The organism is Pseudonocardia sp. (genome assembly GCF_050250275.1).
Lineage (GTDB): Bacteria > Actinomycetota > Actinomycetes > Mycobacteriales > Pseudonocardiaceae > Pseudonocardia.
The window spans coordinates 35454-51319 of sequence record NZ_JBFWOY010000003.1 but is presented as its reverse complement, the minus strand read 5'-3'; the positions used below and the strand labels follow the sequence as shown (position 1 = coordinate 51319).

General features: G+C 72.6%; 21 protein-coding genes and 1 pseudogene. 9 read left to right on the top strand and 13 right to left on the bottom strand.

Features of this window, described 5'->3' with window-relative positions:
- Positions 1–29: 29 nt before the first annotated feature.
- Complete coding sequence (locus tag AB7F12_RS04040; protein ID WP_428500319.1) at positions 30–470, bottom strand: heavy metal-responsive transcriptional regulator; 441 nt, start codon at positions 468–470, stop codon at positions 30–32.
- Positions 471–739: 269 nt separating this feature from the next.
- Between AB7F12_RS04040 and AB7F12_RS04035 the strand changes: the two genes are divergently transcribed.
- A complete protein-coding gene (locus tag AB7F12_RS04035) occupies positions 740–1477 on the top strand; it encodes a TVP38/TMEM64 family protein (RefSeq protein ID WP_428500318.1) in 738 nt (245 codons plus the stop codon).
- Positions 1478–1583: 106 nt separating this feature from the next.
- Here AB7F12_RS04035 and nuoH read toward each other — a convergent pair whose 3' ends face one another.
- The 3 genes from nuoH to AB7F12_RS04020 form a co-directional block, all read right to left on the bottom strand.
- The gene (gene nuoH, locus AB7F12_RS04030; RefSeq protein WP_428500317.1) at positions 1584–2852 is read right to left on the bottom strand and encodes an NADH-quinone oxidoreductase subunit NuoH; all 1269 of its coding nucleotides are present in this window, start codon (positions 2850–2852) and stop codon (positions 1584–1586) included.
- Between the two features lie 93 nt (positions 2853–2945).
- The gene (locus AB7F12_RS04025; RefSeq protein WP_428500316.1) at positions 2946–3203 is read right to left on the bottom strand and encodes a zf-HC2 domain-containing protein; all 258 of its coding nucleotides are present in this window, start codon (positions 3201–3203) and stop codon (positions 2946–2948) included.
- Positions 3204–3208: 5 nt separating this feature from the next.
- A complete protein-coding gene (locus AB7F12_RS04020) occupies positions 3209–3787 on the bottom strand; it encodes an RNA polymerase sigma factor (protein ID WP_428500315.1) in 579 nt (192 codons plus the stop codon).
- A 75-nt stretch (positions 3788–3862) separates the two neighbouring features.
- On the opposite strand from AB7F12_RS04020, the gene nrtS reads away from it, so the two are divergent.
- Both nrtS and AB7F12_RS04010 read left to right on the top strand, forming a co-directional pair.
- Entirely contained in the window at positions 3863–4162 is a 300-nt protein-coding gene (gene nrtS / locus AB7F12_RS04015) for a nitrate/nitrite transporter NrtS (protein WP_428500314.1), read from the top strand.
- 98 nt (positions 4163–4260) lie between these two features.
- On the top strand, positions 4261–5205 hold the full coding sequence (locus tag AB7F12_RS04010; RefSeq protein WP_428516537.1) for a DUF427 domain-containing protein: 945 nt from the start codon (positions 4261–4263) through the stop codon (positions 5203–5205).
- Between the two features lie 43 nt (positions 5206–5248).
- Here AB7F12_RS04010 and AB7F12_RS04005 read toward each other — a convergent pair whose 3' ends face one another.
- The 3 genes from AB7F12_RS04005 to AB7F12_RS03995 all read right to left on the bottom strand — a co-directional run bounded on the left by AB7F12_RS04005 (position 5249) and on the right by AB7F12_RS03995 (position 7544).
- Positions 5249–6664 carry a dihydrolipoyl dehydrogenase family protein gene (locus AB7F12_RS04005; protein WP_428500312.1) on the bottom strand — a complete coding sequence of 472 codons (1416 nt, stop codon included), beginning with the start codon at positions 6662–6664 and terminating at the stop codon, positions 5249–5251.
- Between the two features lie 326 nt (positions 6665–6990).
- Positions 6991–7218 carry a hypothetical protein gene (locus tag AB7F12_RS04000; RefSeq protein ID WP_428500311.1) on the bottom strand — a complete coding sequence of 76 codons (228 nt, stop codon included), beginning with the start codon at positions 7216–7218 and terminating at the stop codon, positions 6991–6993.
- A 20-nt stretch (positions 7219–7238) separates the two neighbouring features.
- The gene (locus AB7F12_RS03995) at positions 7239–7544 is read right to left on the bottom strand and encodes an ArsR/SmtB family transcription factor (protein ID WP_428500310.1); all 306 of its coding nucleotides are present in this window, start codon (positions 7542–7544) and stop codon (positions 7239–7241) included.
- Between the two features lie 250 nt (positions 7545–7794).
- Between AB7F12_RS03995 and merA the strand changes: the two genes are divergently transcribed.
- The 6 genes and pseudogenes from merA to AB7F12_RS03965 all read left to right on the top strand — a co-directional run bounded on the left by merA (position 7795) and on the right by AB7F12_RS03965 (position 11479).
- Entirely contained in the window at positions 7795–9183 is a 1389-nt protein-coding gene (gene merA / locus AB7F12_RS03990; RefSeq protein WP_428500309.1) for a mercury(II) reductase, read from the top strand.
- 45 nt (positions 9184–9228) lie between these two features.
- A complete protein-coding gene (gene merB / locus AB7F12_RS03985; RefSeq protein WP_428500308.1) occupies positions 9229–9486 on the top strand; it encodes an organomercurial lyase in 258 nt (85 codons plus the stop codon).
- Positions 9483–9683, top strand: a complete 201-nt coding sequence (locus tag AB7F12_RS03980) for a rhodanese-like domain-containing protein (RefSeq protein WP_428500307.1) — start codon at positions 9483–9485, stop codon at positions 9681–9683. The genes merB and AB7F12_RS03980 overlap by 4 nt, the downstream gene beginning before the upstream one ends.
- A 3-nt stretch (positions 9684–9686) precedes the next feature.
- Positions 9687–10148: a CBS domain-containing protein gene (locus tag AB7F12_RS03975; RefSeq protein ID WP_428500306.1), complete on the top strand. Its 462-nt coding sequence runs from the start codon at positions 9687–9689 to the stop codon at positions 10146–10148.
- A 118-nt stretch (positions 10149–10266) separates the two neighbouring features.
- Positions 10267–10641, top strand: a pseudogene (locus AB7F12_RS03970) (MFS transporter); the annotation flags it as partial.
- Between the two features lie 109 nt (positions 10642–10750).
- Complete coding sequence (locus AB7F12_RS03965; RefSeq protein WP_428500339.1) at positions 10751–11479, top strand: MFS transporter; 729 nt, start codon at positions 10751–10753, stop codon at positions 11477–11479.
- Positions 11480–11589: 110 nt separating this feature from the next.
- On the opposite strand, the gene AB7F12_RS03960 is transcribed toward AB7F12_RS03965, so the two are convergent.
- The 6 genes from AB7F12_RS03960 to AB7F12_RS03935 all read right to left on the bottom strand — a co-directional run bounded on the left by AB7F12_RS03960 (position 11590) and on the right by AB7F12_RS03935 (position 15849).
- The gene (locus AB7F12_RS03960) at positions 11590–11883 is read right to left on the bottom strand and encodes a zf-HC2 domain-containing protein (protein ID WP_428500305.1); all 294 of its coding nucleotides are present in this window, start codon (positions 11881–11883) and stop codon (positions 11590–11592) included.
- The gene (locus AB7F12_RS03955) at positions 11880–12446 is read right to left on the bottom strand and encodes an RNA polymerase sigma factor (RefSeq protein ID WP_428500338.1); all 567 of its coding nucleotides are present in this window, start codon (positions 12444–12446) and stop codon (positions 11880–11882) included. Before AB7F12_RS03955 ends, AB7F12_RS03960 begins: the two co-directional genes overlap by 4 nt.
- Before the next feature lie 100 nt (positions 12447–12546).
- Positions 12547–12861: a hypothetical protein gene (locus tag AB7F12_RS03950; RefSeq protein WP_428500304.1), complete on the bottom strand. Its 315-nt coding sequence runs from the start codon at positions 12859–12861 to the stop codon at positions 12547–12549.
- Between the two features lie 299 nt (positions 12862–13160).
- Positions 13161–14384, bottom strand: coding sequence for a bifunctional alpha/beta hydrolase/OsmC family protein (locus AB7F12_RS03945; protein ID WP_428500303.1), 1224 nt, complete (start codon positions 14382–14384; stop codon positions 13161–13163).
- A 111-nt stretch (positions 14385–14495) separates the two neighbouring features.
- Complete coding sequence (locus AB7F12_RS03940; protein ID WP_428500302.1) at positions 14496–15203, bottom strand: TlpA family protein disulfide reductase; 708 nt, start codon at positions 15201–15203, stop codon at positions 14496–14498.
- A 103-nt stretch (positions 15204–15306) separates the two neighbouring features.
- Complete coding sequence (locus tag AB7F12_RS03935; protein WP_428516539.1) at positions 15307–15849, bottom strand: carboxymuconolactone decarboxylase family protein; 543 nt, start codon at positions 15847–15849, stop codon at positions 15307–15309.
- Positions 15850–15866 lie beyond the last annotated feature (17 nt).

Sequence of the window (15866 nt, the reverse complement as noted above, 5' to 3'; positions counted from 1 at the left end):
CGCGCTGACACGATCGGCGGCGTGACCGGTCAGCTGCACCCGCCGGGCCGGGTCGTGGCGTCGGTCGGTGCGTGCTCGATGATCCGGCAGACCACGGCGTCGCAGCCCTCGCTTCGGGCGGTGTCGGCGGCGCGGCGGGCGGCCGACAGCGCGCAACGCAGCCGGCGGAGGTCGGCGAGCTTGCGGTCGACTCCGGCGAGGTGCTCGTCGAGCAGGCTGGTCACGCGCGCACAGGTCTGTTCGCCGCCCCGTTGCAGGTTCAGCACGTCCTTGATCTCGTCCAGGGTCAGACCGAGGGCTTTGGCCTGCCGGATGAAGTGCAGCACGTCGAGGTCGTCGGCGGTGAACAGTCGGTACCCCGATTCGGTGCGCTCCGCGGTGGGGAGCAGTCCCCTGTGTTCGTAGAGCCGCACAGCTTTGGGACTGAGCCCGGCCAGTGCGGCGGCTCGGCCGACGGTCATCGGCTGCATGTGGCCTCCCTGTCCGAGTCGGTGGCCTCGACTTGACCTTAACCTCGGGGCAAGGTTCTACGGTGACGGTGTCTGCGCCGCACGGCCTGATGATCGCTCCGGGAGGTCGCAGATCGTGACGACGATGACGGTGCAGGCCGACGGGTCGGAGGACACTCCCGCACGCCAGCGCACATCGCCAGCGGACTGGGGAATCGACGATGTCCACACCGGGGCGCAGCGTGGAGGGGCAGCCATGATCGGGGATCGGACCGACGGTGCGGCGCGAGGTGGTCGAGCATGACGCGGCGGGCGCGGAGCCCGGGCAACCCGACCGCGGCGTGACCTCCGAGGTCCGGTCGGTCGGCCGCGCGATGTGGGTGCGGCTTGCTGTGCTCGCCGTGTTCGTCGCTGCGGGGGTCGTCGTCGCGGTCGTCGTGGGGTTGCCCGACGTCGAGTCGTTGCGAGCCGGCATCGCGGCGGCCGGGCCCGCGGCGCCGGTGCTGTTCGTGCTGCTCTACGCGGTCGCCACGCTGGCCCCGCTGCCCAAGAACGTGTTGTCCACCGTGGCCGGGGTGCTGTTCGGGTTGGTGCCTGGCGTGGCCCTGGTCCTGCTCGCGGCCCTGCTCGGCGCGGCGGGTGCGTTCGGGTTGGGTCGCCTGCTGGGGCGCGGCGCCGTCGAACGGTTCACCGGCGCGCGGGTGGCCCGGGTCGACGAGCTGTTACGGCGGCGCGGGCTGCTCACCGTGATCGGGGTGCGGCTGGTGCCAGTGGTGCCGTTCACCGCGGTCAACTACGCCGCCGGGCTGACCGCGGTCCGGATCCGCGACTACGCCCTGGGCACCGCGCTGGGCATCATCCCCGGCACGATCGCCTTCGTGGCGCTGGGGGCCTACGGCACGTCGCCCGGTTCATGGCCGTTCGTCGTCGCGGTCGTCGCGCTCGTCGGTCTCACCGCCGGCGGCGCGGTCGTCGCTCGCCGGTCGCGGCGCCGCGGTGCGGTCGGGCCCGGCCCTGGGGCGACGTGAACGTGGCCGGGCCGGCCGCCTCAGGCACAGTAGGAGGTGGGCATCTGGCTGCGGAAGAGGCCGGCGACCAGGCGCAGCTCTCGGCCATGATCAGGGGCAGACGTGGCTACCTACCGCCGCTCGCCCGGTCACGGTCAACAGCAGGGAGATCTGTTCGGCCCGCGATCCGGTGCCGCGCCCGGGTGGGCACGACGAGGTCGATCGGCGGCACCGGGTAGTCCGAGGCCAGCTCGATCACCGACTCGGGCTGCTGGCGGTCGGGCACCAGGAACGCCACCAGCAGCACGACGGCGAGGATGATGCCGATCGCGAACAGCAGCGCGGTGAGGTCGCCGCCCGCGCTGTTGCGCCAGGTGCGGATCGCGAAAATCGTCAGGATCCACAGCAGGCTGCCGGGGACCAGCACCTTCCAGCCCAGCCGCATGAACTGGTCGTAGCGCAGGCGGGGAAGCGTGCCGCGCAGCCAGATGAACAGGAACAGGAAGATCATCGTCTTCAGCAGGAAGGCGACGAACTGCAGCCAGCCGCTGGCGTTGAGGAACGAGAGCGGCCACGGCCACATCCCGCCACCCAGGAACAGCGTGGTGGCCATGGCCGAGACGGTGACCATGTTGACGTACTCGGCGAGGAAGAACAGGGCGAACTTCAGCGACGAGTACTCGGTGTGGAAGCCGCCGACCAGCTCCGACTCGGCCTCGGGGAGGTCGAATGGCGCCCGGTTGGTCTCCCCGACCATCGCGATGACGAACACCACGAAGCTCGGGATCAGTAGCCAGCCGAACCAGCCGCCCGCCTGCGCCGCGACGATGTCGGCGGTGGACATCGAGCCCGCGTAGAGGATCACCGCGACGATCGAGAGGCCCAGCGCGATCTCGTAGGAGATCACCTGAGCGGCGCTGCGCAGTGCGGAGAGCAGCGGGTAGGGCGAGCCGGAGGCCCAGCCGCCGAGCACGATGCCGTAGACGCCGATCGAACTCGCCGCGAGCACGACGAGCACGCCGACCGGCAGGTCGACGAGCTGTAGCACCGTCTCCTCGCCGAAGATCGTGACCTCGCCGCCAAACGGGATGACCGAGAACGCGACGAAGGCCGGGATCGTGGCGATGACCGGCGCGATGAAGTACACCGGCTTGTCGGCCATCACCGGCATGATGTCTTCCTTGAACGCCAGCTTGAGCCCGTCCGCGAGGGACTGCAGCCAGCCGTTCGGGCCCACCCGGTTGGGGCCGGGACGCTGCTGCATCCGGCCCACGACCTTGCGCTCGGCGTTGATCATGACCAGCGTCAGCACGACGCCGATCCCGAACAGCACCACGACCTTGAGCAGGATCAGCCAGATCGGGTCGTCCGCGAGCAGCTGTTGTGTGCGGGTCACCGCGGTGGTCCTCCGTCGTGTCATGGCGATGCGGCCGATGAGCGGAGCAGTGATAAGGCTCCGGCCGCGCGATCCGCCAGGGTCTGCCTGTGATCAGCCTGCGTCGTCGGTGTCGGCCAGGGACCGGCTGAAGGCGTGCAGCCGGCGCAGGGCGAGGTCGTCGACGTCGCGGGAACCGGAGCGCAGCGCTTCCTTGATGGCCTGGTAGGTCCGGGCCTGCAGGCCGCAGCGACGGCACGTCTCGAGGTGCTCGGCGACCCGGGCGGCGGTGAGGTCGTCGGCCTCGCCGTCGAGGTAGCGCTGCAGCACCCGGGAGGTGCGCAGGCAGCGGGCCATCTCGGACAACGACATCATGGTCACGGTCGGCTCCGGTGGGGGACGAGCCCGGCGGCCACCAGGCGGGTGCGGATGCGGGCGCGGGCGCGGTGCAGCCGGCTCATCACGGTGCCCCGCGGGATTCCGAGGGCGAGGGCGGCCTCGGCGTAGGTGAGGCCGTCGACGTCGACGAGCTGGACCACCGTGCGGTGCATGGCGGGCAGCGCGGCGAGGGCGTCGGCGACGACGGCCTCGAACTGGGCGTCGACCACGACGTCCTCGGCGCTGCGGGCGTCCCCGCCGCGGTCGAGGCGCCCGGTCTCCTGCTCGTCGTCGTGCAGGAGTGCCGGGATGCGGGTGCGGGCCCGGTTGCGTTGGGTGTTGCGCAGGATGGTCAGCAGCCAGGCGCGGGGGTGGGCCCCGTCGAAGCGGTCGATGGCGCGGTAGGCGCGCACCAGGGTGTCCTGGACCAGGTCCTCGGCGTCGGCGGGCTGACCCGCCATCGTCAGAGCGACGCGGTAGAGGACCGGGACTTCCGGCTCGACGTAGCGGGCGAACGCGGCCGCGGACGAGGGACGGCCCGGGCCCGGGTCGGGCGTCGGGGCCGCGTGGTCGTTCACGGGTTCGGAACCCGGCACGGGCCGCCGCGATTCCCCTCCCGGGAATCGGATGCCGGATCAGCGGGTTCCCGACGCGTGAGCGCAGAGCACCGACATCCCGGGGGGACGACCTGGTCACATCCCGCGCAGGCGCTCGGGCTGGTCCTGCGGGGCCGCACCGTCCGCACGGCCGCCCCGGTGGCGGTGGTCGTCGGGACGATCCTGTCGGCGGTGAACCAGGGCGAGGTGCTGCTCGGCGGTGCGGCCGGGACCGGGACGTGGGTGCGGGTCGCGGTCAACTTCCTGGTGCCGTTCTGTGTGGCGAGCATCGGGTTCCTCTCCGCATGCCGGGTCCGACCCGATGATGGCCCCCTGGCTGACGATGCCCGCAGGTGACGACGCCGGGGTGCGGGATGGAATCGGTCCTCGCCCGGCCGGGGTTCCTTGCCCGGTTGCACTGAATCGACCGGTGACGAGCCGGACCGGAGGAACAGATGGACACGACGTCGGTACCTAGGGTCGAAGTGCTGTGGAGGCCCGGGTGCCCGTTCTGCTCGAGGTTGCGGCGGGGCCTGTACCGGGCCGGCGTTGCGACCGTCGAGCACGACATCTGGGCGGACCCGTCCGCCGCGGCCCGGGTCCGCGAGGCCACCGGAGGGGACGAGACGGTGCCGACGGTGGTGATCGGCGCGCGGGCATTGGTGAACCCGTCGGTCGCGCAGGTACACGCCGCGGTGCGGGAGGAGTTCCCCGACGATCCCGCGCCGACTGCGGCGCCAGCCGCCTCGTCGGGCTGGACCGGGGCCGGGTGGACCGCGGTGGTCCTGCTGGCCTGGGTCCTACTCGCCCTGTGGCGGCCCACGACAACCTGGCACCTCGCGCCGGCCCTGCTCGCGGTGGCGTGGCCCTGGGTGGCGGGGCAGGACGTCCGTTCCGGTGACCGCCGCGGCGCCGTCCGCATCGGGTGGGCGGGGCTGGCGGGCGTCGCGGTAACCGGGATCGCGGCGCTCGGGCTTGCCCGCGCGGATCTGCTGCGCGGGCCGGTGTTCGAGGGGTTCCCGGACGTGGTGACCGAGGCGTTGGTGCTCGGCGGCGGGGCCGCGCTGCTGGCCGTGCTGATTGGGCTGTACCGGGCGTTGCGGATCACGGTAACGCGGTCGGCCTGGGTCGGCGACGAGCGGATCGCAGTGTCTGACGACGTGGTGATGGTCGAGGGCAACGCCTACTTCCCGGCCTCGGCGGTCCGGCCGGGGGTGCTGACCCCGAGCGCCACGACGTCGGTGTGCCCCTGGAAGGGGCGGGCCCGGTACTTCACGGTGACCGTCGACGGTGTCGAGCTGCCCGACGGGGCGTGGACCTACCCGCGACCGCTGCCGCTGGCCCGGCGGGTGAAGGGCCGGATCGCGTTCTGGGGTGGGGTGGCGGTCCGGCAGGAGTGACCCCGCGCCGGCTCGGGTCGGAGCCGGCGCGGGGTCCCGCCGGTCAGGACACCCCGCGCTCGGCCTCCAGCAGCCGCAGCCACACCTCGCTCAGGGTCGGGAAAGCGGGTACGGCGTGCCAGAGCGTGTCCAGCGGCACCTGCCCGACGATGGCGATGGTCGCCGCGTGCAGCAGCTCACCGACGCCTGGGCCGACGAACGTCGCGCCGACGACCACCCGGCGGGTGGTGTCGATGACCAGCTGCGCGGTGCCGTGCACGCCCTTGCCCGCCAGCGCGCCGGCCGCGGTGGAGCCGATGTCGTAGCGCACGGTGCGGATGTCGAGGCCCGCCTCGCGGGCCTGCTGCTCGGTGCGGCCGACGGCGGCGACCTGCGGGTCGGTGAAGCTCACCCGGGGCACGGCGACATGGTCGGCCCAGGCGGCCCGGTCGTGCCCGGCGATGATGTCGCCGACCAGGCGGGCTTGGTACTTGCCCTGGTGGGTGAGCAGCGCGCGCCCGTTGACGTCGCCCGCGGCGTAGAGCCAGCCGCCGTCGACGCCGCGCACGCGGAGCTGGTCGTCGGTGTCGAGGTATCCGCCGGCGGTCAACCCGAGGGTCTCCAGGCCGATGTCGTCGGTGTTGGCCCGGCGGCCCGCGGCGACGAGCAGCTCGTCGGCGGTGAGCTCGGTGCCGTCGTCGAGGACCAGGGTGACCGGGCCGTCCGGGGCAGGGCGGGCGGCGCGTTGCGCCCGGGCTCCGGTTCGCACGGTGATCCCCTGCGCGGTGAGCGCGTCGGCAAGCTCGGCGCCGACGAACGGCTCCTCCTGGGACAGCAGCCGGTCGGCCTGCTCGACGATCGTGACCTCCTCGGCGCCCAGCCAACGGTAGGCCTGCGCCATCTCGGTGCCGACCACGCCACCGCCGAGCACGAGCAGCCGGCGCGGGATCTGCTTGGCCGCGGTCACGTCGCGGTTGTCCCACACCGCGATGTCACGCAGCCCGTCGACCGGGGGGATCGCGGCGGCGGTGCCGGTCGCGACGACGACGGCCTTGCGAGCGGTGAGCGCGGTCGTGGTGCCGTCCGCGGCGGTGACCTCGACGGCCCGCTCGCCGGTGAGCCGGCCGCGCCCGCGGACGACGTCGACGTCGATGTTCGCGAGCCAGTCGGCCTGCGGACCGTCGTCCCAGCCGCTGCTGAACGCGTCCCGGGTGGACAGCGCCTTCGCCACGTCGACTCCGCCGGTGACCGCGTTCGCGGCGGCGGGTACCCGGCGGGCGGCGGCGAGCGCCTCGCCGGGGCGCAGCAGGGCCTTGCTGGGCATGCACGCCCAGTAGGAGCACTCGCCGCCGATCAGCTCGCTCTCCACCACCGCCGCGGTCAACCCGTTGTGCCGGGCGTACCAGGCCGCGTTCTCCCCGGTCGACCCGCCACCGATCACGATGACGTCGTACTCCTGCCGGTCCATCTGCTCTCCCATCGCTACAGTTCCCGCGGCCTGTTCGCGGTTCCCTCAGGGGGAGAACCCGCTCCACCCCGTGGCGAGGCACCTTCTGTCAGTGCGCTGACACCTTCCGCGTGCGGCCGGCGTCCCGTCGTCGAGCAGACGCGCGAGCCCGCGGGGTCGGCCCGGCCTGCACCGGGCTGCCGGCGCGGTGGCCGCCGGGTACAGGCCGGTGGGGCTCACCGTCCCCGGCCGATGTGCGCGTGGGGTGACTCATTGGGCCGCGGGCGCAGTGGGAGGGGGCCGACGGAGGACTACGAGCCCAGGTCGACCAGTACTGCTGGGTCGGCGAGACGCAGAGCTCACCGCGGGCCGCACCGCCGGCGGTGGCGCACTCGCCGGCCGACCACGCCGAGGGTGAGCAGCGCCGCGGCGCCGATCAGCCAGGGGTTGATCAGCCACGCCCCGAGGCCTCCGAGGACACCGACGGTGAGCAGGGCCGGCCCGGCGCAACACAGCACCGCCAGTCCGGCGATCGCGGCGATACCGAGGGAGTCCCGCAGCGAGTGGTCGGTGGGGTCGACAGACATGGCGGGAGGGGTCGTCCTTCTCAGGTGGGGGGTGCGATGCGTGCGCAGGCGGCCAGCGCGGCGCAGTTGTCCGAGGCAAGGGCTCGGGCCAGCACGACCAGGTCGGCCACCCGCGGGTCGAGCACCCGGTAGTGGGTGAACCGGCCCTCGCGGCGGGCGGCGACGTAGCCGCAGTCGGCCAGACACGCCAGGTGCACCGACACCCGGCCCTGGGACAGCCCGACATGGGTGACGCACTCGCTGACGGTGTGCTCGCCGGCGAGCAGGAACTCCAGCAGTCGCAGCCGGGTCGGGTCCCCCAGCGCGCGGAAGAACTTCGCGACCATCCCCACCTGTTCGCCGCGCCCACCGAGCAACGGCGACGTGGCAGCTGTCGCCGAGTCTGGCCGGGCGGTCGTGCCCGAGCTACCGGCCATGCGTCGGCCCTCCCGTAGATGCATCCGCTTTGCCGAATGTCAGACGCTAACATACATTCGGGTAAGCGCATGGAATGGTGCCGTGTTCGCCCCATCCGCCGAACCCGACCGTGCACCACGCGCCGGCTCGGCACACCGCATGGACTGCCGGAGGTCCCACATGATCGACACCTCATTGCTCGACCTGGCCGTGATCGGTTCCGGTGGGGCGGCGATGGCCGCGGCGATCACGGCCCGGCAGGCCGGCAGGTCCGTGGTGCTCGTCGAGCAGGCCATGCTGGGCGGGACGTGTGTGAACGTCGGGTGTGTGCCGTCGAAGACGCTGCTGGCCGCGGCCGAGGCCCGGCACGGCGCGCTGGTCAACCCGTTCCCCGGCGCGCCGACCTCGGCCGCCGGGGTGGATTTCGCGGCGCTGGTCGGGCAGAAGGACGAGCTGGTCGGGCGGCTGCGCCGGGCCAAGTACGCCGACGTCGCCGACGCGTACGGGTTCGAGGTCCGGCCCGGTCGCGCGCGTTTCCTCGACGCCGACACCCTCGCCGTCGACGGGACACCGCTGTCGGCGCGGGCGTATCTGGTCGCGACCGGCGCCGAGCTGGCGCCTCCGGACCTGCCCGGCCTCGACGAGGTCGACTGGTTGACCTCGACCACCGCGATGGAGCAGCCCGGGTTGCCCGAGTCGCTGGTGGTGATCGGCGGCGGCTACGTGGGGATGGAGCAGGCGCAGCTGTTCGCCCACCTCGGCGCCCGGGTCACCCTGGTCGGGCGCCTCGCCCCGGCCGCCGAGCCCGAGGTCGCCGACGCGCTGCGCGGGGTGTTCGCCGACGACGGGATCACCGTGATCGAGGACCGCGCGGTCGCGGTCGAGACCGTGAACGGCCAGGTCGACGTCCTCACCCGCGGCGGGCGACGGGCGCGCGGGGCCCGGTTGCTGGTAGCGACCGGGCGCGCCCCGCGTACCGCCGCGCTCGACCTGGACGCGGGCGGGGTGAAGACCGACGACCGCGGCTTCGTCGTGGTCGACGCCCAGCAGGCCACCTCGAACCCGCGGATCTATGCCGCCGGTGACGTGTCCGGGGCCCCGCAGTACGTCTACGTCGCCGCCGCGACCGGGCGGGTGGCCGCGCTCAACGCCACCGGCGCGGCCGGGTCGCGCCCGGCCACGGTCGATTTCACCGGGATGCCCGGGGTGGTGTTCACCCGCCCGCAGCTCGGCACGGCCGGGCTCACCGAGGCGCAGGCGCTGGCCACCGGCTATCGCTGCAAGTGCCGGGCGCTGACCCTGGCCGATGTGCCCCGCGCCCTGGCCAACCGCGACACCCGCGGCGTGGTGAAGCTCGTCGCCGACGCCGACACCGGCAGGTTGCTCGGGGTGCACGCCGCGGCCGCCGGCGCCGGGGAGTTCATGCTCGCCGCCACCTATGCGATCAAGGCTCGCATGACCGTCGACGAGATCGCGGATACCTGGGCGCCGTATCTGACGATGGCCGAGAGCCTGCGGATCGCGGCCGGGTTGTTCCGCAACGAGATGCCGACCTCCTGCTGCGCCTGACCCCGCCGCTCAGGCTCCCCGAACCTCAGAAGGGACGTTCGTGTGATGAGTATCGACGTCGATCATCTCGCGACCAGGCTCGGCGAGACCGTCAGCTCCACCACTGGGGCGGACGCGATGGGCCGGCTGGCGGACACCGAGTACGACGAGACCGGCGCGGTGCTCGGGCACGGGATCACGCTGCGCGAGACCCCGCACCGGTTCACCGTGGACGGCCAGGCGCTCTACACGTGGTGCGCGCTGGACACCCTGATCTTCCCCACCGAAACATCCCGTCTCACATCCAGGAAGGTCCCACCATGACACCGGTTCTCTACCCGGCGCTGCGCCGGCTGCTCGACGACGGCGCCCAGCTGGTCGAGGTCCTACCCGCGGGCGAGTACACCGAGATGCACCTGCCCGGCGCGGTCAACATCCCGCTCAAGATCCTCGACGCCGCCACCACCGCCGGTCTGGACCCCGCGCGGCCGGTGATCGTGTACTGCTGGGACGCCCTTTGAGACATGAGCCCACGAGCCGCGTGCCGGCTCGCCACGCTCGGATTCACCCAGGTCTACGACTACGTGCCGGGCAAGGTCGACTGGCTCGCCCGCAACCAGCCGGTCGAGGGAACCGCCGCCGACGCCCCGACGATCGGGCGGCACCTGCGCCAACAGGTGACCACCGCCCGGCCGGACGAGCCCATCTCGCAGGTCCGGGCCCGGGTCGCCCGATCCGCACACCGCTTCGCGCTGGTCACCACCGTCGATGGCATCCTGCTCGGGCGGTTGCGCGCCGCCGTCCTCGACGACACCGATCCCGCCCGGGCGGTCGGTGAGGTGATGGAGGCCGGGCCGTCGACGCTGCGCCCGCACGAACCCGTCGCCGCGATCAAGGACCGGCTCATCGACAAGAGGTTGACCTACGCGATCGTCGCCGACCCGGACGGGCGCCTGCTGGGCACGGTCCATCCCTCCGACCTGTGATCGAACCTGCACCCGGATGGCGTCGGGACGGAACCGGGCGCGACGGGACCCGGCGACACAGAACTCGGGCTGAGTCGAGCCCCGGACCGCTCCGCGGTTGGTCGTGTGCGGCGGCGACATGACCGGTGGCTCGCCGGCCCGGGTCGGGCTGCGCGCGGTGTTCGCCCGGCCGGGCTACCGGCGACTCTGGTCGGCCCGCACGGCCTCGCAGGCCGGGGACGTGTTCGCCACCGTGGCGCTGGTGTTGCTGGTGTTCGACCTGACCGGCTCGGCGCTGGGGGTCAGCGCGGTCGTGTTCGCCGAGATCGCCCCGGTGCTGCTGCTCGCCCCGCTGGCCGGCACGCTGGTCGACCGGCTCCCGCGGGTGTTGGTGATGGTCGCCGCGGACCTGTGGCGCGGCGTGCTGGCAGCGGCGCTGATCGTCGTCGGGGACAACGTGGTCGCCGTGTACGTGATCGCGTTCGGGCTCTCGGTCGGCGCGGTGCTGTTCAACCCGGCCGCGAACAGCGCCCTGCCGACCCTGGTCCGCGACCACGAGCTGGTGGCCGCGAACAGCGGGATCTGGACCGCCGCGGTGCTCTCGCAGATCGCGCTCGCCCCGGCTGCGGGGGGTCCTCTACGCCGCGTTCGGGGCCGGGCCGGCGTTCGGGATCAACGCCGCCAGCTTCGCCGTCAGCGCCGTCCTGCTCATCGGGCTGCGCCTACCCGCACCACCACCCTCGACCGAACGGCGGGGGTTCCTCGCCGACGCCGCCGCCGGGCTGCGGGTCCTCACCGGCGACCGGCTGCTGCGGGTGCTGGCGGCCGGGCAGCTGCTCGCGGCGCTGTCCGCCGGCGCGACCAGCGCGCTGCTGGTGGTGCTGGCCCGCGACCACCTCGCCGTCGCCCCGTCGGGGTACGGGCTGCTGCTCGGCGCCATCGGTGTCGGCGCGGTGCTCGGCCCGTTCCTGCTGACCCGGCTGGTCGACGATCCCCGCCGTCCGGTGTTCGTGTTCGGCCCCTACGTCCTGCGCGGCGTGGTCGACGTCGTCCTGGCCGTCTTCACCGCGCTGCCGCTGGCGCTGGTCGCGCTCGCCGCCTACGGGCTGGGCACCTCGACCGGCGCGGTCACCTTCAACTCCCTGCTCCAGTCCCACACCCCCGACGCCCTCCGCGGACGGATCTTCGCCGGCTTAGACATGCTCTGGCAGCTCGGGCGGCTGGTCTCGCTGCTCGTCGGCGGACTGCTCGCCGCTGCCCTCGGCATCCAGGCGGTCTACGCCCTCGGCGGCGCCCTGCTGCTGCTCGCCGCCGCCATCGGATGGACCGGCGTCCGCCCGGCCGCGGCGTGACCACACCCGGTGATTCCACGGGCGCCGACTGAGCTTCACCCGGTCGCCCGACGGCAGGTTCACCGGCGCGACGACCGGCTCGCCCTGGAACGGTGAACCGCGGTCCGCGTTCACCCGACGGTGTCGTCGTCGAGCAGCTGCGCCGCGAACTCCTCGAGACGGTGGACTGCTGCGGCGTCGGGCGCTTGGGCGCCGCGCACCAGTGCGCGCCGGATCTGGTCGTGGACTTCGGCTTCCAGCCCACATTGCCTGCACCGCTCGAGGTGGTCTCGCAGGAGGGCGGTGTCGTGGGCGTCGAGGGTGCCGTCGAGATGGTGTTGCAGGAGTCGGCTTGCGCGGCGGCACCGGCTGCGGGAGATCGGGGAGCAGCGCGCGCGATAGGACAGGCGGGACCAGAGGCTCACAGGGTGTCACCTTGTTTCGGGACTGTGCCGGCGGCGGCGAGCAGGCGTCGCATTCGGGTGCGGGCGGAGTGCAGTCGGCTCATCACGGTGCCCTCGGGGATGCCGAGGCGGCGGGCGGCCTGGGCGTGGCTGAGGCCTTCGACGTCGATGAGGGTGACGGCGGCCTGCTGGTGCGCGGTGAGTCTGCGGAAGGCCTGTCGCACGGTGTGGTCGAACTCTGCGCCGAGGACGGTGCTCTCGGCGGAGTCCGTAGGGGCGGCCTCGTCGATGTCGTCGAGGTCGGTGCCGGGGTCGGTGAGCAGGTCGGGCCGCCAGGCTCGGTGGCTGTTGGCGCCCGCGTTGCGCATGATGGTCATCAGCCAGGCGCGGGGGTGGGCGCCGTCGAAGCGGTCGACCGAGCGGTAGGCGCGGACCAGGGTGTCCTGGACGAGGTCCTCGGCGTCGGCGGGCTGGGCGGTCAGTGCGCGGGCGCCGGCGAGCAGGGCCGGGATGTGTGGCACGACGTGGCGCCGGAACAGCTCGCCTCGACTGCCGCCGGTGATGTCTTGGGTGTCGTCCTGCATGTCCACGCGGACCGCGATCCTGTGCTGGTGGGGGTGAGACGGGCCGCGCCCCGGGGCCCGGCCTGGTTGGCCGGGCCCCGGAGCGAGGGTGTGGCGGCGATCAGCCCAGGAGCCCGCCCAGGATGTCGTCGTTGTTGTCGTTGTCGTCGTCGTTGCTCAGGAGGTCCCCCAGAATGTCGTCGTCGTAGCTGTCGTCGTTGTCGGAGTAGCGGTTGTCGTCGTCGCCGACGAGGTCGCCGAGGACGCCGTTGTTGTCGTCGTAGCGGTCGCTGTCGTAGCTCGCGCTGAGGCTGGTCTCGGTGTCGACGCCGACGTTGGCGAAGGTGTCCTCGGAGGCGAAGGCGGCTCCGGTGCCGACGAACAGCAGCGGCACAGCGACGGCCGATGCGACGAGAGAACGCGTGACGATACGCATGTGAGGATGTCCTTCCGTGGTTCTGGGACGGGCGGTGTCCGGGTTGCCGGACACTTCATCCCGCTGCGGGATTTCGGTGACCCACACCCCAGGAACCCGGATCGACTCTGTCGTCTTCGGTGTCGATGGCGTCTTTCACACCTTCCGGCTCAGGTCGGGCGGATCGGAATCACCGGCACGACTCGGGTGTTTCGTGCGCCCCGGCGGAGGCGACAGAGGGATGCGAACCCGCGTGGACGCCGGAGCGCCGGCACGTCACCGGGTGACGGTCGGACCCAACCGCTGTCGGTGCTCATCGGTCACACCGCGTCGGTCTCGACGACGATCTCGGAGTGCAGGGTGCGGTGCACCGGGCAGCGGTCGGCGATCGCGAGCAACGCCGCGCGCTGGGTGTCGTCGAGCTCTCCGTCGAGGTGGATCTCGCGGACGATCCGGTCGAGTCTGCCGATGTCGGTCTCGCAGGAGACGCAGTCCGCGGCGTACAGCTTGTCGTGGGTGAGGGTCACGGTGCTGCGCCGCAGGTCCCACCCCTTGCGTTCGGCGTACATCCGCATGGTCATGGTCGTGCACGCCCCGAGAGCGGAGAGCAGCAGCTGGTAGGGGTCGGGGGCGCTGCCGAGACCACCGGCGGACGGCGGTTCGTCGGCCGACCACTCGTGCTGCGCGGTGCGGATGCGCTGGGTGAACCGGCCGGCACCGTTCTCGCTCACCTCGACGGTGCCCGGCTCGGGGGCCGTCTGGTCGAGCTGGACCTGGTCGAGGTAGGGCGCGGCCCAGGTGGAGATGAGGGCGGCGACCCGGTCGGCGTCGGCGGCGCGGGTGAGCAGGTGGTCGGCGCCGTCGAGGGCGACGAACGACGCCGTCGGCCCCGCGGCGTCGAGGATCGACCGGGCGTTGCCGACGTCGACGATGTCGTCGTCGGGGGCGTGCAGCACCAGCAGCGGGCGGTCGAGCGCGGCGAGGCGGCTGTGTTGGGGCTGGTCGGCGATGTCGTCGAGGAAGGTGCGCCGGACCTGGAACGGGCGTCCGCCGATGTGCACCACGGCGGTCCCGCCGGCTTCAATCTCTGGACGGGCCGCGCCGAACGGGTGTGGTTCGAACAGGTGCGTCACGTGGTCGGGGGAGAACGGGGCGCCGATCGTCGCCACGGCCCGGACCTCCGGGATCCGGGCGGCCGCAGCGATGACGGCGGCGCCGCCCAGCGAGTGCCCGACGAGCAGGGTCGGGGCGCCGACCTCGGCCCGCAGCCAGTCGGCGGCCCGAACGAGGTCCTCGACGTTCATCGAGAACGTCGAGTCGCCGAACTCCCCGCCGGACTCGCCCAGCCCGGTGAAGTCCAGGCGGAGCACCCCGATGCCGCGGGCGGTGAGGCCGCGGGCGGTCCGCGCCGTGGCCTTGTGGTCCTTGGTGCAGGTGAAGCAGTGCGCCAGCAGGGCGAGCCCCAGCGGTGGCCGCGCCGGCAGGTCGAGGTGGGCGGCGAGCGGGGCTCCGGCGCCGCCGATGGTGTGTCGGGCAAGTGTCACCGCCTCGGAACCCGACCCGAGGCACTGTCATTCCTGCGCGGTCATTCCTGCGAGGTGTGTCGACGACACCGGAGCTGCGGTGGGTGGAGGGCCGGGCTCGCCGGCGCGCGGCTACGTGTTGCGTTCGAGACCTGCGCGGTGCCACTGCTCGACGGCGGCCGGGCCGTTACGCTCAAGTCGACCCAGGAACGCCTCTCGGTCGATCGCACGCCACTCGAGCTGCTCGGTGTGATACGGACCGATCCGGGCACCGGTGGGTCGGTCGCGCCGGGCATGGACGTAGCGCTTGACGAACGACTCGACGCCTGCTGCGCTCGTCCAGCTCGCCTTGTAGGCAATCGTGCCGCCGCGGTCGACCACCCAGGTCATGTTGGGCAGACCGCCGTAGGCCCGGTGCGCGGTGCCGGGCAGGTCGTCGACCAGGATCGGCCGGCTGATCCCGACCTCGTCGCGCAGCAGGCGGGCGTTCGCGAGCTTGGTCTCGAAGCTGTCGTGGTGGGGCACGCGCTCACCGGGATGTGCCTCGTGGGTGTAGATGAACAGCCAGTTCAGCTCGGGGTAGCGCGCAGCGAGATCGTCGAGCAGAGGACCCTCTGCGGAGCAGTACGGTCAAGTGAACGAGCCGAACTCCAGCACCGTGGGCGTGCGCCGCCACAGCTGGTCCAGCTCCGTGGTCGTGCCGTCGTCGAGGCGGGTCAGGGGGAACGACGGTGCCCTCGACCCGGCGTGCATCCGGTCGGCGAATCGGTCGAAACCGGCCAGGCCGCCGTGCTCCACGTGCTCGGCGAAGTCGACGTAGTTGTACCCGTCATCTGCCATGGGGTTCCTTCCCGAACGAGGTCGTGGGGGCCGCGGCTACTCGTCATAGAGCGGAACCCCGGTCGTCCGCAGCGGACGACCGGGGCCGGGCTGATGCTCGGGGTCAGGCGGCCGGGGCCTGGGGGACGTCGAGCTCGGTGCCGACGTAGTGGTTGAAGTAGTTGGTGTAGAGGTTGGCGCCGATGTGAGCGAACGCCTCGGTGAGCTCCTGGTCGCTCCAGCCGGCGGCTTGGGCCTGCTTCCAGGTGCTGTCCTGCACGGCGCCAACGTCGAGGGTGGCCTCGCGGACGACGGCGAGCAGGGCGTCGAGCCGGTCGTCACCGGTCGGCCGCCCGGCCCGGGCGGCCAGCATCGTGTCGGCGTCGAGGCCCGCGGCCTTGCCGCCGAGGGTGTGCGCGGACTGGCAGTAGTCGCAGTTGTCGGCCGCTCCGACGGCGAGGGCGATGGCCTCGCGGGTCTTGCCGTCGAAGGTGCCGTGGGCGGCGATGGCCTCCTGCATGGCGGCGTAGGTGGCGAGGACGACGGGGGAGTGGGCCATCTCGCCGTGGATGTTGAGCAGCGTGCCCATCTTCTTGCTCAGCGTCTCGAGCGTGGGTCGGGTCTGCTCGGGGGCGTCGTCGAGGGTGTGGACGGGAACGCGGGGCATGGTGACTCCTGGGTCGT

Excerpts from the sequence above, each read along its gene's own strand:
- AB7F12_RS04040 (WP_428500319.1), bottom strand. The coding sequence starts at position 470 with ATGCAGCCGATGACCGTCGGCCGAGCCGCCGCACTGGCCGGGCTCAGT.
- AB7F12_RS04025 (WP_428500316.1), bottom strand. The coding sequence starts at position 3,203 with ATGTCGTTGTCCGAGATGGCCCGCTGCCTGCGCACCTCCCGGGTGCTG.
- AB7F12_RS04010 (WP_428516537.1), top strand. The coding sequence starts at position 4,261 with ATGGACACGACGTCGGTACCTAGGGTCGAAGTGCTGTGGAGGCCCGGG.
- AB7F12_RS04005 (WP_428500312.1), bottom strand. The coding sequence starts at position 6,664 with ATGGGAGAGCAGATGGACCGGCAGGAGTACGACGTCATCGTGATCGGT.
- AB7F12_RS04000 (WP_428500311.1), bottom strand. The coding sequence starts at position 7,218 with ATGTCTGTCGACCCCACCGACCACTCGCTGCGGGACTCCCTCGGTATC.
- AB7F12_RS03995 (WP_428500310.1), bottom strand. The coding sequence starts at position 7,544 with ATGGTCGCGAAGTTCTTCCGCGCGCTGGGGGACCCGACCCGGCTGCGA.
- merA (WP_428500309.1), top strand. The coding sequence starts at position 7,795 with ATGATCGACACCTCATTGCTCGACCTGGCCGTGATCGGTTCCGGTGGG.
- merB (WP_428500308.1), top strand. The coding sequence starts at position 9,229 with ATGAGTATCGACGTCGATCATCTCGCGACCAGGCTCGGCGAGACCGTC.
- AB7F12_RS03980 (WP_428500307.1), top strand. The coding sequence starts at position 9,483 with ATGACACCGGTTCTCTACCCGGCGCTGCGCCGGCTGCTCGACGACGGC.
- AB7F12_RS03975 (WP_428500306.1), top strand. The coding sequence starts at position 9,687 with ATGAGCCCACGAGCCGCGTGCCGGCTCGCCACGCTCGGATTCACCCAG.
- AB7F12_RS03955 (WP_428500338.1), bottom strand. The coding sequence starts at position 12,446 with ATGCAGGACGACACCCAAGACATCACCGGCGGCAGTCGAGGCGAGCTG.
- AB7F12_RS03950 (WP_428500304.1), bottom strand. The coding sequence starts at position 12,861 with ATGCGTATCGTCACGCGTTCTCTCGTCGCATCGGCCGTCGCTGTGCCG.
- AB7F12_RS03935 (WP_428516539.1), bottom strand. The coding sequence starts at position 15,849 with ATGCCCCGCGTTCCCGTCCACACCCTCGACGACGCCCCCGAGCAGACC.